General features: G+C 66.6%; 11 protein-coding genes. 5 read left to right on the forward strand and 6 right to left on the reverse strand.

Annotation, left to right across the window (positions count from 1 at the left end):
- Positions 1 to 11: 11 nt before the first annotated feature.
- A complete protein-coding gene (locus SAMIE_RS08160) occupies positions 12 to 2,477 on the reverse strand; it encodes a glycogen/starch/alpha-glucan phosphorylase (RefSeq protein ID WP_066697321.1) in 2,466 nt (821 codons plus the stop codon).
- A gap of 134 nt (positions 2,478 to 2,611) precedes the next feature.
- Positions 2,612 to 3,811, reverse strand: coding sequence for a serine hydrolase domain-containing protein (locus tag SAMIE_RS08165; RefSeq protein ID WP_066697323.1), 1,200 nt, complete (start codon positions 3,809 to 3,811; stop codon positions 2,612 to 2,614).
- A gap of 141 nt (positions 3,812 to 3,952) precedes the next feature.
- On the opposite strand from SAMIE_RS08165, the gene SAMIE_RS08170 reads away from it, so the two are divergent.
- The 4 genes from SAMIE_RS08170 (at position 3,953) to SAMIE_RS08185 (ending at position 11,218) form a co-directional block, all read left to right on the forward strand.
- Complete coding sequence (locus SAMIE_RS08170; RefSeq protein WP_066697688.1) at positions 3,953 to 4,465, forward strand: sigma-70 family RNA polymerase sigma factor; 513 nt, start codon at positions 3,953 to 3,955, stop codon at positions 4,463 to 4,465.
- 55 nt (positions 4,466 to 4,520) lie between these two features.
- Positions 4,521 to 5,462 carry a FecR family protein gene (locus tag SAMIE_RS08175; protein ID WP_066697330.1) on the forward strand — a complete coding sequence of 314 codons (942 nt, stop codon included), beginning with the start codon at positions 4,521 to 4,523 and terminating at the stop codon, positions 5,460 to 5,462.
- On the forward strand, positions 5,446 to 7,911 hold the full coding sequence (locus tag SAMIE_RS08180; protein ID WP_066697333.1) for a TonB-dependent receptor: 2,466 nt from the start codon (positions 5,446 to 5,448) through the stop codon (positions 7,909 to 7,911). Before SAMIE_RS08175 ends, SAMIE_RS08180 begins: the two co-directional genes overlap by 17 nt.
- Before the next feature lie 103 nt (positions 7,912 to 8,014).
- Complete coding sequence (locus SAMIE_RS08185) at positions 8,015 to 11,218, forward strand: autotransporter outer membrane beta-barrel domain-containing protein (RefSeq protein WP_066697342.1); 3,204 nt, start codon at positions 8,015 to 8,017, stop codon at positions 11,216 to 11,218.
- Positions 11,219 to 11,385: 167 nt separating this feature from the next.
- On the opposite strand, the gene gatB is transcribed toward SAMIE_RS08185, so the two are convergent.
- The 4 genes from gatB to gatC are packed head-to-tail and all read right to left on the reverse strand — an operon-like array spanning position 11,386 to position 15,012.
- A complete protein-coding gene (gene gatB, locus SAMIE_RS08190; protein ID WP_066697345.1) occupies positions 11,386 to 12,885 on the reverse strand; it encodes an Asp-tRNA(Asn)/Glu-tRNA(Gln) amidotransferase subunit GatB in 1,500 nt (499 codons plus the stop codon).
- Positions 12,885 to 13,238, reverse strand: coding sequence for a trypco2 family protein (locus tag SAMIE_RS08195; protein WP_126516774.1), 354 nt, complete (start codon positions 13,236 to 13,238; stop codon positions 12,885 to 12,887). The genes gatB and SAMIE_RS08195 overlap by 1 nt, the downstream gene beginning before the upstream one ends.
- 2 nt (positions 13,239 to 13,240) lie before the next feature.
- Positions 13,241 to 14,725, reverse strand: coding sequence for an Asp-tRNA(Asn)/Glu-tRNA(Gln) amidotransferase subunit GatA (gene gatA, locus SAMIE_RS08200; RefSeq protein ID WP_066697348.1), 1,485 nt, complete (start codon positions 14,723 to 14,725; stop codon positions 13,241 to 13,243).
- The gene (gene gatC / locus SAMIE_RS08205; RefSeq protein ID WP_066697351.1) at positions 14,725 to 15,012 is read right to left on the reverse strand and encodes an Asp-tRNA(Asn)/Glu-tRNA(Gln) amidotransferase subunit GatC; all 288 of its coding nucleotides are present in this window, start codon (positions 15,010 to 15,012) and stop codon (positions 14,725 to 14,727) included. The genes gatA and gatC overlap by 1 nt, the downstream gene beginning before the upstream one ends.
- 134 nt (positions 15,013 to 15,146) lie before the next feature.
- Between gatC and SAMIE_RS08210 the strand changes: the two genes are divergently transcribed.
- Entirely contained in the window at positions 15,147 to 16,262 is a 1,116-nt protein-coding gene (locus SAMIE_RS08210; RefSeq protein WP_066697690.1) for a DUF3089 domain-containing protein, read from the forward strand.
- Positions 16,263 to 16,267 lie beyond the last annotated feature (5 nt).

Below are 16,267 nucleotides of genomic sequence, written 5' to 3' on the forward strand. Positions count from 1 at the left end.
TTCTTTCGTCATCACAGGATCTTCCAGATGTCGGTCGCATATTCGCGGATCGTGCGGTCGGACGAGAACCAGCCCATCCGCGCGACATTGTGGATCGCCTTCTTCGCCCAGAGCTGCTGGTCGAGCCAGAGCGCATCGACCTGTCTCTGCGCCGCGGAATAGCTGTCGAAGTCGGCGGCGACCATGAACCAGTCATGGTCGTAAAGCCCCTGCACCAGCCCCTTGTAGCGATCCGGATCGTCAGGCGAGAAGACGCCGCCCGCAATGGCTTCCAGCGCCTGCGCCAGTTCCCGGCTCTCGCCGATCACGTCGCGCGGGCTGTAACCCTGCGCGCGGCGGTCGGCGACCTCCTGCGCGGTGAGGCCGAAGATCACGATATTCTCCTCGCCCACATGATCGCGCATCTCGACATTCGCGCCGTCGAGCGTGCCGATAGTGAGCGCGCCGTTGACCGCGAACTTCATGTTGCCGGTGCCGGACGCTTCCATGCCCGCGGTCGAAATCTGTTCGGAAAGGTCGGCGGCGGGGATCATCACTTCGGCCATCGACACATTATAGTTGGGCACGAACTGGACCTTCAGCATCCCCTGCACCGACGGATCGTGATTGACCGTGCGCGCCACGTCGTTCGCCAGTTTGATGATGAGCTTGGCGTTGTGATAGCTGGGCGCGGCTTTCCCGCCGAACAGCTTGACCCGCGGCACCCACTCCTTTTCCGGGTGCGAGCGGATCTGGTCGTAGAGCGACACCGCCTCCACGATGTTGAGCAACTGCCGCTTATATTCGTGGATGCGCTTGATCTGGATGTCGAACAGCGCGGCAGGATCGAGCCGGGCATTGAGCCGGTCGCGCAGCAGCGCGGAGAGCGCCGCCTTGTTGGCGCGCTTGACCGCGAGGAACTTCTCCCGGAACGCGCTGTCGTCGGCGAAGCGGTCGAGGTCGCGCAGCTTTTCGGCATCGTCGAGGAAGCCGTCGCCGATCGCTTCGCGGATCAATCCCGTCAGCCCCGGATTGCACTGCATCAGCCAGCGGCGGAAGGTGACGCCGTTGGTCTTGTTGTTGATCCGCGCCGGGTAGAGGCGGTGAAGATCGGCGAACACCGTCTGCTTCATGAGGTCGGTGTGCAGCGCCGACACGCCGTTGACGCTGTGCGACCCGGCGAAGGCCAGATTGCCCATCCGCACCCGCCGGTCGCCGCCCTCGTCGATCAGCGAAATGGCGCCGATGGAGGAATCGGCGAACTGCCCCGACCGGCGCGCCTCGCCCAGCAGACGGCTGTTGATCGCATAGACGATCTGCATGTGGCGCGGCAGCAGCCGCTCGAACAGCGGCACCGGCCAGCTTTCCAGCGCCTCGGGCAGCAGCGTATGGTTGGTGTAGCTGAAAGTGCGGCGCGTAATGTCCCACGCCTCGTCGAAGTCGATGCCGTGATCGTCCACCAGCAACCGCATCAGCTCCGCCACCGACACCGCCGGATGCGTGTCGTTGAGCTGGATCGCCGCCTTGTCGGGCAGGGTGCGGATGTCGCCATGATATTGGACGTGCCGCCGCACGATGTCCTGAAGCGAGGCGGAGGAGAAGAAATATTCCTGCCGCAGCCGCAGTTCCTGCCCCGCAGGCGAGGAGTCCGCCGGATAGAGCACGCGCGTCAGCGCTTCGGCCCGGTTGCTTTCGGCGAGCGCGCCGAGATGGTCGCCCGCATTGAACTTGTCGAGCAGGATCGGGTCGATGGGCTGCGCTTCCCAGAGGCGCAGCGTATTGACCCGCTCGCCGCGCCAGCCCGCAATCGGCGTGTCATAGGCGGTCGCGATCACCCGCTCGCCCGGCCGCCAGCGCATCTGGTGCGGGCCGCAATCCGGCCCTTCCGCCGGATCGACCATGCCGCCGAAGCCGACTTCGTAGCTCGCCTCGCGCCGTTCGAACTCCCACGGATTGCCGTGCGTCAGCCATGTTTCGGGCAGCTCCACCTGCCACCCGTCGCTGATCTCCTGCCGGAACATGCCGTTCACATAACGTATGCCATAGCCATAGGCGGGCACGTCCACGGTAGCCATGCTTTCCATGAAGCAGGCCGCCAGCCGCCCGAGGCCACCGTTGCCCAGCGCCGCATCGGGTTCCAGTGCGGCGATGATGTCGAGGTCGACGCCCAGCTTGCGCAGCGCCACCTGAACCGCGTCCAGCATCTCCATGTTCGACGCCGCATCGCGCATCAGGCGACCGATGAGAAATTCGAGGCTCAGATAATAGACCCGCCGCCCCTTCTCCTCATGCGTTTTCTTCGTCGATGCGATCCACGCGTCGATGACGCGGTTGCGGATTTCCATGATGACCGCGTGCAGCCAGTCGTGCGGCTTGGCGGCGGCGGCATTCTTGCCCATGCGGTAGGTGAGGCGCTCGACGATCTGCTGCGCGAGCAGGTCGGGATCGAGCGGGCGCGGCGTAGGCGTGGGAAGCACGGTTTGCCCCTGAAGGTCCATGGCTGACAATATCCCCCTGTGTGAACGCTGCGATGATGGCATAGCCTCCTTCCCCACGCCATCGCCATTTTTGCAGTGCAGCAAGGACAACGTGCGGGCGGGACTTGCGATCCGCCGCCATCACCTAACCCCGATCAGTTGCGGGAAGGTTTAAGGATCGCCTGCGCCACCCCCTGCCGCAACTGCGCGCGGATGGGATAGGTGCTGGAGGGGAGATGCTGCGTCATGAAGATGCCGATAGTGCGGTGAACCGGGTCGATCCAGAAATAGGTCGAAAATACCCCGCCCCAATAATATTCGCCGCCCGCCAGCCCCATGGCGAAGCCGAGGCCGAAGCCTACGCCCTGATAGTCCGCTTCGCTGAACATGGCGCTCGACAGGCTGGCGAGGTCGCCTCCGCCCGGAAGCTGGTTGCTGCGCATCGCCGCCACCGTGTCGGGGCGCAGCAGGCGCACTCCGTCCAGTTCCCCGCCGCGCAGCAGCATGCGCGCAAAGCGATGATAGTCCGCCACGCTCGACACAAGGCCGCCGCCGCCCGAATGGAAGCACCCCGTCCGCCGCCAGCCGCTGCGCGCGCCATGGTCTGCGACGCTGATGCCGCCGCCCTCGTCCAGCCGCCACGCGTCGGTCATGCGGTCGGCCCTGGCGTCGGGCAGCATGAAGGTCGTGTCCGCCATACCCAGCGGCTTGAAAATCCGCCGCTGGAACACGCTCTCAAGGTTCGCGCCCTCCAGCCGCTCGACCACGACGCCCAGCACATCGGTCGACACCGAATAATTCCAGCGCGCGCCCGGTGAAAACTCGAGCGGCAGTCCGGCGAGCGCCGCGACAAACTCGTCAGAGGTGCGCTTCTGCTGGAATTCGTCGAGGCCCAGCGCCCGGTAGCGCGCATCAATCGGCGTCTGTCGCTGCAATCCGTAGGTCAGGCCGGATGTATGCCGCAGCAGGTCGATCATGCGCATCGGCCGTTCGGGGCGGGGACCGTCAGCGCTCCCCACGCGCAGGTCGGAGAATTCCGGGATCACCGCCGTCACCGGCGTGTCGAGCGCGACCAGCCCCTCCTCCACCAGCATCATGAACGCGACCGAAGTGACGGGCTTGGTCATCGACGCGATGCGGTAAAGCGCATCCTCGTGCAGCGGCTCTCCGCCCTCCCGCGCGTGCCCGCGCACCACCGACAGCAAGGGCTGCTCGTCGCGCGACAGCAGCAACTGCATGTGCGGCAACCTGCCCCTCGCGATGTAGCGCCGGTCGAGATCGTCCACCAGCGCGTCGAGCCGGTCGGCGTTCATGCCGGTCGCGCGGGCAGCGTCGCGGTCGGTGACGGGGATCATGCGGGGATGCTCGATGCGGCGGTCATGCCGGACGGGCTAGAGCAGCGGCGCGGCCACGGCAACCGCTTGCCGATTGCCAAGACCGTCCGCGCGGTTCTATGGCAGGGCCGCCAATCTTTCCAACTGGACCATATGACAGGCATGGCCACCGGCCTCTCCGCGATCTTCATGGGCAACCGCCCGGCCCTGCTCCGCTTCCTGCGGGCGCGCGGCGCGGGGGAGGATGCGGAGGATCTGCTCCAGGACATGTGGATGAAGCTGGAGGCGAAGGATCTGGGGCCGGTCGCCGACCCTCTGCCCTATCTCTATCGCATGGCCAACAACCTGATGCTGGACCGCTACCGTTCCTCGACCCGGCGCGAGCGGCGCGAGCAGGACTGGGCGGAGGGCGCGGGCGGCGTGATGGCCGATCCGTCCGAAGACATTGGCATCGACGAACGCCTCATCCTCAACGAAAGGCTCGATCAGGCGCGCGGCGTCCTGCGCGGCCTTGGTCCCCGCGTCGAAATGGTGTTCCGCCGCTTCCGCATCGAGGGCGTGGGGCAGAAGGCCATCGCCGAGGAACTGGGCGTCAGCCTCACCACCGTCGAGAAGGATCTGCAAAAGGCGTATCGGGCGATGATCGCGCTGCGTCAGACATGGGATACGGAATGATGCGGGCGGCGGCGTCTGATGCCGGTAGGGGCAAAGTGGAAACAGGGCTGGAGCCATGATGAACGAGGATGCGCTGGGTTGGGTGATCCGCACCCGCGATCCCGATTTTACGGACTGGGAGGGCTTCACGCTGTGGCTGGAGGCCGACCCTGCGCATGGGGCGGCCTATGACGCGCTGATGGCTGCGGACAGCGAGATGGACAGCTTCATTCCCGCTGCGCCCGTGGCGATGCCCGCCGCTGCCAACGATGCCGGATCACCGTCCGACCGCCGCCCGATGCGCTGGTTCGCGGGCGGAGCGGTCGCGGCGGTGCTCGTCGCGGCTGTCTCCTTCGCTGTCTCGAACCGCAGCGACATCTACAGCGTCACCACCCGTCCCGGCGAAACCCGCACCATCGCGCTCGATGATGGCACGCGCGTCGAAATGAACGGCGGCACGACCATGCGTTTCGACCGGAAGGACACCCGTTTCGCGGCGCTCGACGCGGGCGAGGCGGCCTTCACCGTGCGGCACGACGCGGCCAACCCGTTCCGCGTCACCGTGGGCGACGACGTGTTCGAGGATGCCGGCACCGTCTTCAACATCGTGCATTCAGCGCAGATCACCCGGATCGGCGTGTCCGAAGGCAAGGTCATCTATAATCCCAAGGCGGAGGCCATCGCGCTGCCCGCCGGGCGCGGGCTGACCGACGACGCGCAGGGTCTGCATGTGATGGATGTCGCCCCCGCCTCAGTCGCGAGCTGGCGACGCGGGCAGTTGATCTACGCCAACGCGCCGGTGACGCAGGTGGCGGAGGATGCGGCCCGCTCGCTGGGCATCGCGGTCCATGTCGCGCCAGCGGCCAGCGCCGCGCGCTTCACCGGCACGATCCGGCTCGACCGCGATCCGCAGCGCTTCTTCGGGCAAGCCGCGCCGCTGATGGGCCTTTCCGCCGTGCAGCAGGGCGGGGTATGGCTGCTGAAGGATATGAAAGAGGGGAATGGGCCGCAGAGCTGACCGCCTTTCCGTCACCGCCCCCCTTCTCGCGGCCGCGCTTGCGGTTGCATCGCCCGCGTCAGGGGCGGAAAGACAGTCGATCACGCTTCCTCCCGGCAGGCTGGGCGAGGCGGCGATCGCGCTCGGCCGCCAGACCGGCGCGAATATCGGCCTGTCCGATCAGTCGCTCGCCTCGATCCCGACGCCCGCCGTGTCGGGCCGTCTGTCGGTGGAAGCTGCGCTCCGGGCGCTGACCAAAGGCAGCGGCGCAACGATCCAGCGTGCGGGAAAGGACGGCTGGCGCATCGTCCGCGCACGGCGTAGGCCTGCCGCATCACCGCCGCCCGCGCAGGCAGCGGCGGCGCCCCCGCCCGACCTTCCGCCTGCCGAGATCGTCGTCACCGCGTCCAAGCGCGACATTCCCCTCCCCCGCTACGCCGGTATGGTCGAGGCGCTCGACAGCAGCCTGTTCAGCACGGCGGAGAGCGCGGCGGGCACCGCAACCCTGCTTTCCCGCGTCGCCAGCCTCAGTTCCACCCATGCAGGCGCGGGCCGCAACAAGCTCTTCATCCGCGCCATCGCCGATTCAGGCGTCGCCGGACCGACACAGGCGACGACGGGGCAATATCTGGGCGACATGCGCCTCAACTATGCCGCGCCCGATCCCGACCTCAAACTCTACGATGTCAGCCGGGTCGAGGTGCTCGAAGGGCCGCAGGGCACGCTCTACGGCGCGGGATCGCTGGGCGGCATCATCCGCATCATGCCCGCCGCGCCCAATCTGGGCCGTTTCGGCGGACAGGTGTCGGCGGGGGGCAGCATCACTCATCATGGCGATCCGGGCGGCGACCTTTCCGCCGTGCTCAACATGCCCATCGTGCCGGAAAAGCTGGCGCTGCGGGTCGTCGGCTATGGCGTGCAGGACGGCGGCTATATCGACGATGTGCTGCGCGGCAAAAAGGACGTGAACCGGGTTCGCACCTATGGCGGGCGGGCCGCGCTGCGCTTCGCGCCGGACGCGGACTGGACCGTCGATCTCAACGCCGTCTACCAGCATATCGACGGCGACGACGCGCAATATGCGAGCAAGTCGGTCGGGCGGCTGGAGCGCGCTTCCTCGGTGGCGCAGCCCTATGCGTCCGACTATATCCTCGGCAATGTCCGTATCGAGCGGGATTGGGACGGGCTGCGCTTCGTGTCCTCGACCGGCTATGTGCGCCACGATCTCGACGAAAGCTACGACGCCACCCAGCAGGGCGGATCGCCCGCGCTGTTCCGGCAGGACAACCGCGTCACCATCTTCTCGACCGAGAACCGCCTGATCCGCGATCTCGACAATGGCCTCGGCTGGATATTGGGCGCCTCCTATCTCGAAAGCCGGTCGACGCTGAGCCGCACGCTGACGGATTACGGCCCGCCGCCCGCCGAACGCCCCGCGCCGATGGAGCAGTTCGCGATCATTCCCGGCGTGCCGATCTACGGGCGCGGACTGCCTGCGACGGCGACCGGCGTGCGCAACCGGATCAGGGAAGCGACGCTGTTCGGCGAAGCCTCCTTCGAGCCTGTGCGCGGCCTCATCGCCACGGTCGGCGGGCGGCTGACCAACAGCAACCTGTCGGGCCGCGCGATCAGCCCGGTCTCGCTGCTTTCGACCGTGGACATCGCGCGCGCCGAAGCGCAGGCGGACCGGACCGAAACGACCCTCCTGCCGTCCGCATCGCTGCTGACCGACGCCATTCCCGGCGTCACCCTCTATGCCCGCTACCAGCAGGGGTTCAGGCCCGGCGGCCTTGCGGTCGACGACCAGCGCGTCCGGCGATACCGCAACGATCGCGTGTCCACAATCGAGGCGGGCGTGCGCAAGGGCGTGCCGGGACGCGACATTTTCGCAGCGTCGGCGAACATCGCCTATACCGACTGGCGTGACATTCAGGCGGACGTGACTGACCGGATCGGCCTGCCCGCCACCGCCAATATCGGCGACGGGCGGATCTACACCGTGGAAGGCCGCGTCGCCGTGCGGCCCGTGCCCGAAGTGACGCTGGACGCCAGCGTCATCTATAATGACAGCCGCCTGACCCGGCCCAATGAATTCGTGCGCGCGCTGTCCTACGCTGGCGGATCGCTCAGCCTGCCCAATGTCGCGGGGCTTGGCGGGCGGCTGGCGGCGGACTATCGCGCGCCGCTGGGGCAGATGGGCCAGTTCAGCCTGTCCGCCTCGGCCCGCTATGTCGGCAAGTCGCGGCTCGGTGTCGGACCCATATTGGGCCGTGAGCAGGGCGATTATGTCGACACCAGCCTTTCGGCCGGGCTGGTCCGCGGGCCTATCCGCTATTCCCTGTCCGTGACCAACCTGCTCGACAGCGACGGCAACCGCTTTTCGCTCGGCACGCCGTTCGACCTGCGCACCGATTATGTGACGCCGCTCCGCCCCCGGACGCTGCGAGCCGGGGTCGATTTCGCCTTTTAGAGAGCGATTTCCTCCGACAAATGATGACGGGATGCCGCATTCGGCTCCGTCCCTCCCGTAACGCGCGCCATCCCAATCCAGCGCGGAACGCAGAGGAGACATCATGCGACATTTTCTGGCCACCACGGCCATCGCCCCGGCGCTGGCGGCGATCAGCCTTGGCCAAGCCCAGGCGGTCACCACCATCGGTTCATCGACAAGCACGCCCGTCAAGACATCGACCGCCGCCAGCGGCAGCCCCGACAGCATCACCATCAGCTCCGCCGGCTCCGTGACCCTGACGAGCGGCACCGCCGTCACGATGGACAGCAACCACGCCGTGACGAATGCGGGCACGATCACCATCAACGATGCCGACAATGCGACCGGTATCCTCGCAGCGCCGGGCACGAACGGCGCGATCACCAACAGCGGCACGATCACGCTGACGGAAAACTACACCGCGACCGATACAGACAATGACGGCGATGTCGACGGTCCCTTCGCCAAGGGCACCGGCCGCAACGCCATCTGGGTGCAATCCGGCGCGGCGCATACCGGCGCCATCGACCATAGCGGCACCATCTCCATCGAGGGCAACCAGTCGGCGGGCATCCGCATCGACAGCGCGCTCATCGGCAACCTGTCCACCAGCGGCACGACCAATGTGGTGGGCGACAACAGCTATGGCGTCCTGGCCCATGACGTGACCGGCAATGTCACCCTGCGCGGCACGACCAGCGTCGCGGGCGCGAACAGCGTCGGCGCGGCGCTGCTGGGCAATATCGACGGCGCGCTCAAGATTCAGGGCGCGATCGTCAGCACCGGCTATCGCAGCACGACACGCCCGACCGACGTGACGAAGCTCGACGCCGACGATCTGCTGCAGGGCGGGTCGGCGGTCGTCATCGCGGGCAATGTCAGCGGCGGCGTGATCTTCGACATTCCCCCGACACTGGATTCCACCAAGCCGGACGTCGACAATGACGGCCTGACCGACGCGACCGAAGGCTCGGCCTCCGTCATCACCTATGGCAAGGCGGCGGCGGTGCAGGTCGGTTCGGCGACGCAGGCGACCAGCATCGGCGCGGTCGCGGCGGGCGGCACCGGCTATGGCATGATCGTGAACGGCAGCGTCGCGGGATACGGGATCTACGACGGCGTCGACGCCAACGGCCTCGCCATCGGCGGCCTCGGCGGCGCGGTGACGGTCGCCAAGGGCGTGCAGATCAAGGGCGCGGTAGGCGCCGTTTCCTACGACAGCAACGCCATTGGCCTTCGCGTCGGATCGGGCGCGAATGTCGGCGCCATCGACGTCAGCGGCACGGTCGGCGCGACCGGATCGGCGACCACCGGCACATCGGCCCGCGCCATCGTCATCGACAGCGGCGCGACCGTCAACAGCATCAGCGTCAGCGGCACGGTCGGCGCGACGGCGCTCGACACGACCAAGGGCACGGCGATCGCCATCGTCGACAATGCGGGCACCGTCTCGTCCCTCTCCAACAGCGGCAAGATCAGCGCTGCGGGCGGCCTGACCAACACCGCCATAGACCTGCGCGCCAACGGCACGGGCGTCACGCTGACGCAGGCGCTGGCCTCCTCCACCGCCACCGCGCCGTCGATCACCGGCGACATCTATCTGGGGTCGGGCAGCGACAGCGTCAGCATCGCGGCGGGCGGTGTCACCGGCAAGATCGACTTTGGCGCAGGCAACGACGCGCTGGCCCTGTCCGGCTCGTCGGCGATGACCGGGGGCGTCGCCTTCGGGGCAGGCACGTCCACCCTCAGCCTCGCCGACACGGCAAAGCTGACCGGCGACGTCGATTTCGGCGGCGGCGCGGGCACGCTGACGCTGGGCGGCACATCGGCGCTTAAGGGCGCGATCGGCAATGCGGGCAATGTCGCGGTGACGCTGAACGGCGGATCGCTGATGGCGACCAACACCGGCACCGTGGCGCTGGCCTCGCTCACCGCCGGATCGACGTCCAGCATCGGCGTCACTGTCGATCCGTCGAAGAGCGCCAGCACCGTCTACACCGTGGCGGGCGCGGCGACCTTCGCCAGCGGATCGCAGGTCAAGGTCAATCTGACGCAGGTCAAGGGATCGGCGGGCGACTATGTAATCGTCCGCGCCGGATCGCTGACCGGCAGCCCGACCGTTTCGGCCACCACCACCCTGCCCTATATCTTCAAGGGCAGCACCAGCAGCGACTCGGTGGCGGGCACCGTCACCCTGTCCATCGCGGCAAAGACCGTGGCGGAACTGGGGCTGAAAGGATCGACGGCCAGCGCCTATTCGGCGATCTTCAACGCGCTGGACAATGACGCCGCCGTCGCCAACGCCTATCTCGGCATCGCGGACGGCATCACGCTGACCGCCAATCTGCGCCAGATGCTGCCCGATCATGCGGGCGGCACGTTCGAGGCAGTCACATCCGGCTCGCGCGCAACGGCACGCATCCTGTCCGACCCCAACGGCATCTACCGCACAGCGGACGGCCGCCTCGGCTTCTGGTTGCAGCAGGTGGGCTTCGGCGGCGCGAAGAGCATCGGCGATACCGCATCCTACGACATCAGCGGCTGGGGCGCGGGCGGCGGCGTTGAATATCTGACCGACTGGGGCGCGTTCGGCGGCTCCATCGCCTATATCCACGCCAGCGATTCCGCCGGCGCGTCGCAGAATGCGGTCGATTCCGATCAATATGAGCTGGCGGCGCACTGGCGCGGGCAATGGGGTCCGTTGCAGGCCTTCGCGCGCCTCTCCGCCGCGACCATCGCCTTCGACGGCACGCGGCACTTCAACAATGGCGATGTGACCCGCACCGCCGAGGGAAGCTGGGACGGCAAGCTCTATTCGGCGACGGCGGGCCTCTCCTACCAGCTTCAGATGGGCCGGTTCAGCCTGCGTCCGGCGGCGGGCGTCGACTATTACCGCGTGAAGGAAGACGGCTATGCCGAAAGCGGCGGGGGCGACGCGTTCGATCTGACCGTGCTCGGCCGCACCAGCGACGAAACGACCGTCAACGGCACGCTGACCGCCGGTTACGATTTCGGCAGCCTCAACCGCGATGACGGATGGTTCCGCATCGAACTGGAAGGCGGTCGGCGGCAGATTGTCGGCGGATCGCTCGGGGCCACCACCGCCTATTTCAAGGGCGGCGACCGCTTCACCCTGACGCCGGAAGACCGCACCAACGGCTGGACCGGCCGCGCGCGCCTCTATGGCGGCACCGATACCTTCCGCGTCGGCGGGGAGTTTGGCGCGGAGGAGCAACAAAATCACGTCGCCCTTTCACTTCGTGCGACGGTTAATTTCGTGCTGTGACGTCTGACAGATGAGCAGGCGGGCCACACCCCATGGACCCTCCCGGTCCGCCTGTTCCGCCGCGGCACTTATGCCTTCCCCAAAGGCGCCGCGGCCATAAAAAGAGGGGCGTCGCCGGTACCCCCGGCGGCGCCCCTTCTTTCTGTCCGGGAACGGCGGTCAGGCCGTCAGGCGGAAAGCGCCTTCTTCACCAGTTCGTTGACGACCTGCGGATTGGCCTTGCCCTGCATGGCCTTCATCGTCTGGCCGACGAAGAAGCCGAACAGCGCTTCCTTGCCGCCCTTATATTGCGCGACCTTGTCCGCATTGTCGGCCAGCACCTTCGCCACCGCCGCTTCGATCGCGCCGGTATCTGAGGTCTGCTTCAGCCCCTTCTCCTCGACGATCCTGCCCGGCTTCTCGCCGGTTTCGAGCATGATCTCGAACACCTGCTTGGCGATGGTGCCGCTGATCGTGCCGTCGGCGACGAGGGCCAGCAATTCCGCGCCCTCCGCCGCGCTGACCGGGCTGTCCTCCAGGCTCCTGCCGAGGCGATTGAGCGCGCCATAAAGTTCCGACAGCAGCCAGTTGGCTGAAGCCTTGGCGACATCGCTTTCGCTCTTGCCCTGAATACGCGCGCCTTCCGCCAGCAGCGCCTCGAACCAGCGCGCGGTATCGGCGTCGGCGGTCAGCGTCGCGGCGTTGTAGGCCGACAGGCCCAGATCCTGCTCGTAACGGCGGCGCTTGGCGTCGGGCAGTTCGGGCAGCGAAGCCCGGCATTCCGCCAGAAACGCGTCGTCCAGTTCCAGCGGCAGAAGGTCGGGATCGGGGAAGTAGCGATAGTCGTGCGCATCTTCCTTCGACCGCATCGAGCGCGTCTCGTTCCGGTCCGGATCGTAGAGGCGCGTTTCCTGCACCACCGTGCCGCCCGCCTCCAGCACATCCACCTGCCGGTTCGCCTCATGTTCGACCACGGCCATGACGAAGCGGACGGAATTGACGTTCTTCGTTTCCGTGCGCGTGCCGAACGCCTCGCCCGGCTTGCGCACCGAGACATTGACGTCCGCGCGCATCGAACCCTGATCCATATTGCCGTCGCACGAGCCGACATAGCGGAGGATCGTCCGCAGCTTGGCGAGATAAGCGCCTGCTTCGGCTGGAGAACGCATGTCAGGCTTCGACACGATCTCCATCAGCGCCACGCCCGACCGGTTGAGATCGACATAGGAGCGCGTGGGATGCTGGTCGTGCATCAGCTTGCCCGCGTCCTGCTCCACATGGATACGCTCGATGCCGATGGTCTTGGTGCTGCTGTCGGGGTTCTTCTCGTCGAGCACGATGTCGATCTGCCCCTCGCCCACCAGCGGGTGATAGAGCTGGCTGATCTGGTATCCCTGCGGAAGATCGGCGTAGAAGTAGTTCTTGCGGTCGAAGCGCGACCATTTGTTGATCTGCGCGTCGATCGCCATGCCGGTGCGCACCGCCTGCCGGATGCACTCGCGGTTGGGCACGGGCAGCATGCCGGGCATCGCCGCATCGACAAGGGACACCTGCGTATTCGGCTCCGCTCCGAAAGCGGTCGCCGCGCCGGAGAAGAGCTTGGCGTTGGACGTGACCTGCGCATGGACTTCCAGGCCGATCACGACCTCCCACTCGCCGGTTGCGCCCTGGATTTTGTATGTGCTCATTATTCGTCACGCCCGTTTTCTACGTAGGCTCGGGGTACAGAAAACCTAATGCGGCTGACTGTCGATGTTTCGGAGTGGCCCTCGCCACCTCCGCTAACGCCGACAGAAAAGACCTGCAGCTTTAGCTTCCCTCCAGCTTGCGCTGATCGCCTCGCCGTAACCGCAATATCGAACTCAATCTCCGTCGGTGCTTTAAACATGTAACGCCCATTGCCTTTAGGCGAAACGATGGCGGCCGATGTTCTTACATCACCGACACCTGCCATGACGGCGTTTAAAGTTTCCGAAACAAACAAACGGAGTTCGTTTGCGTCCGCGTCACTTTCAGCGGGGTTATTCATCTCTTCAGTCATGCTTACCACCACTTGTCCGGCCGCGCCGCGAAGCCCGCGCGTTCTTCGATGGCGAGGCTGGCGTTCAGCACCGTCTGTTCGTCAAGCGCCTTGCCGATGATCTGTAATCCGATGGGAAGGCCCGCCGCGTCCAGCCCGCCCGGCACCGCCATCGCGGGCAGCCCCGCCAGCGAAGCGGGCACTGTGAACACATCATTGAGATACATGGCCAGCGGATCGGCCTGCTTCTCGCCCAGCGCGAAGGATGCGCTCGGCGCGGTCGGCGTCAGCAGCAGGTCGCACTGTTCGAAAGCCTGCTCGAAGTCGCGGGCGATCAATGCACGCACCTTCTGCGCCTGCGTATAATAGGCGTCGTAGAAGCCCGCCGACAGCACATAGGTGCCGATCATGATGCGGCGCTTGACCTCCGGCCCGAAACCGGCGGCGCGGGTCGCGGCATACATGTCCTGCAGGCCCGCGCCATCGGGCAGGTCGCGCTGGCCGTAGCGCACGCCGTCATAGCGCGCGAGGTTGGACGAGGCTTCCGCAGGGGCGATGATATAGTAGGTCGGCAGCGCATATTTCGTGTGCGGCAGCGACACTTCGATCACATTGGCGCCCGCGTCCTTCAGCCACTCGATCCCGCGATCCCACAGCGCCGAGATTTCAGCGTTGAGGCCATCGGGGCGATATTCCTTCGGGATGCCGACCGTTTTGCCGCGAAGGTCGCTGGAAAGGTTCGCCTCCCACTGCGGCACCGGCAGGTCGAGCGACGTCGAATCCTTGGGATCGAAACCGGACATCACCTCCAGCAGGATGGCATTGTCGCGCACCGTGCGCGCCATCGGTCCCGCCTGATCGAGCGAGGAGGCGAACGCCACGATGCCCCAGCGCGAGCAGCGGCCATAGGTCGGCTTGATGCCGCTGATGCCCGTGAAGGCCGCGGGCTGACGGATCGAGCCGCCCGTGTCGGTCCCGGTCGCCGCCGGGCAGAGCCGCGCGGAAATCGCGGAGGAAGAGCCGCCCGACGACCCGCCGGGCGCCAGCGCCGCATTGTCGCCGCCGCCCCGCCGCCAGGGCGAGATGACATTGCCGAAATAGCTCGTCTCGTTGGACGATCCCATGGCGAACTGGTCGAGGTTGAGCTTGCCCAGCATCCCCGCGCCCGCCGCCCACAGCTTGCCCGAAACGGTCGATTCATAGGTCGGCATGAAGCCTTCGAGCATGTGGCTGGCGGCGGTGGTCTGGACGCCCTGCGTACAGAACAGATCCTTCATGCCGATGGGCACGCCGGCCAGAGCGCCCGGCGCCTCGCCCGCCGCCTTCGCCTTGTCGGCGGCGTCGGCCGCTTCCAGCGCCTTTTCCGGCGTCTCGACGATGAAGGCGTTCAGCGCCTTGGCCGCCGCGACATTGGCGTTGAACGCGCTCGCCACTTCGCGCGCGGAAAAGTCGCCCGCGCGGAAGCCGTCGCGGATCTCGGCGACCGTCAGATCGGTAAGCTCGGTCATTATTCGATCACCTTGGGCACAGCGAAAAAGCCATGTTCGGCCTGCGGGGCGTTCGCCAGCACCTTGTCGCGCACATCGCCATCGGTGACGACATCGTCACGCAGCCGCTGGTGATTGGGGATGACGGCGGTCATCGGCTCCACGCCGGTCACGTCCACCTCGCCCAGTTGCTCCACCCAGCCAAGGATGTTGTTGAGTTCGGGCACCATCGCCTGCGCTTCCGCCTCGCTCACCGAAATGCGCGAGAGGCTGGCGATCTTTTTCACGGTCTGAAGGTCTATCGACATGGGCCGCCGCTACCACCCGTTCCGGCGCGCTTCAAGCCGCTTTCGCGCCCCTTGCGCCCACCCCGTTCCTGCGTCAGACAGGAAAGGCTGGACAGCGACGGCACGGGCCGCCGCCGTGGGGAGTGAAACTGAAGGTGGCGCGCAAATTCCTGTATCTGATCGCGACGCTGGTGGTACTGGTGATCGGCGCGCTGCTGATCTACCGGATCTGGGGCACGGAACTGATCCGCATCGCCATGGTCCCGCGGGAGAATTTCACGCCGATCCAGCCCCTGCCCGCCAACGCTTACGACGACGCTAAGATGTGGATCGCGCGTCCCGACATCCCGAACAATCCCGCGCTCTGGACTCCGGCGGGCGTCGGGCCGGGCGCATCGGGGCAGAAAGCCGCGATCTTCTTCATTCACCCCACAAGCTACATCACCACCTTCGGCGACGCGCACTGGAACGCGCGGCTGGAGGACAGGGAGGTCGATGCGACCGCGCGCCGCTTCGTGATGAATCAGGCCAGCGCCTTCAACGGCGCGGGCGCGATCTGGGCGCCCCGATACCGTCAGGCCAATTATGGCGCCTTCCTGACCGATCAGCCCGCAGGCGATCAGGCTCTGGCGGGTGCCTATCGCGACGTTCGCCAGGCGTTTGCCGCTTTCCTGAAAGCCAATCCCGCCGGCCCGCTGATCCTTGCGGGACACAGTCAGGGGTCGCGCCATCTGCTGCGGCTGCTGCGCGAGGAGGTTGCGGGGAGGCCGGTGGAGGATCGGCTGGCGGCGGTCTATGCGGTCGGCTGGCCGGTATCGGTGGAGGCCGATCTCCCTGCCCTCGGCCTGCCCGCCTGCGCGCGGCAGGATCAGGCGCACTGCATCGTAAGCTGGCAGAGCTATGCCGACCCCGCCGATCCCTCCGCCCTGATCGAGACGTTCGAGCGGGGCACGGGCTATGCAGGCAGGCCGCGCAAGGGCACGCACATGCTCTGCACCAATCCCATCACCGGCGCGTTCAACGGCGCGGCCCCCGCCAAAGCCAACAAGGGCACGCTCGACGCACGCGAGGAAGGCAAGCCGCCCCGATTGATCGCCGGCATCGTCCCCGCGCGCTGCGACACCAGCGGCGTGCTCAACATCGGAGAGCCGGTGGACATGGGGCCGTTCACGCTGCCCGGCAACAATTACCATGTCTACGACTACAGCCTCTTCTGGGCCAATGTGCGCGATGACGTGCGAAAGAGGCTGGCGGCCTTCACGCATAAGTGACAGAG

The sequence above is a fragment of the Sphingobium amiense genome, from assembly GCF_003967075.1.
Classification (GTDB): domain Bacteria; phylum Pseudomonadota; class Alphaproteobacteria; order Sphingomonadales; family Sphingomonadaceae; genus Sphingobium; species Sphingobium amiense.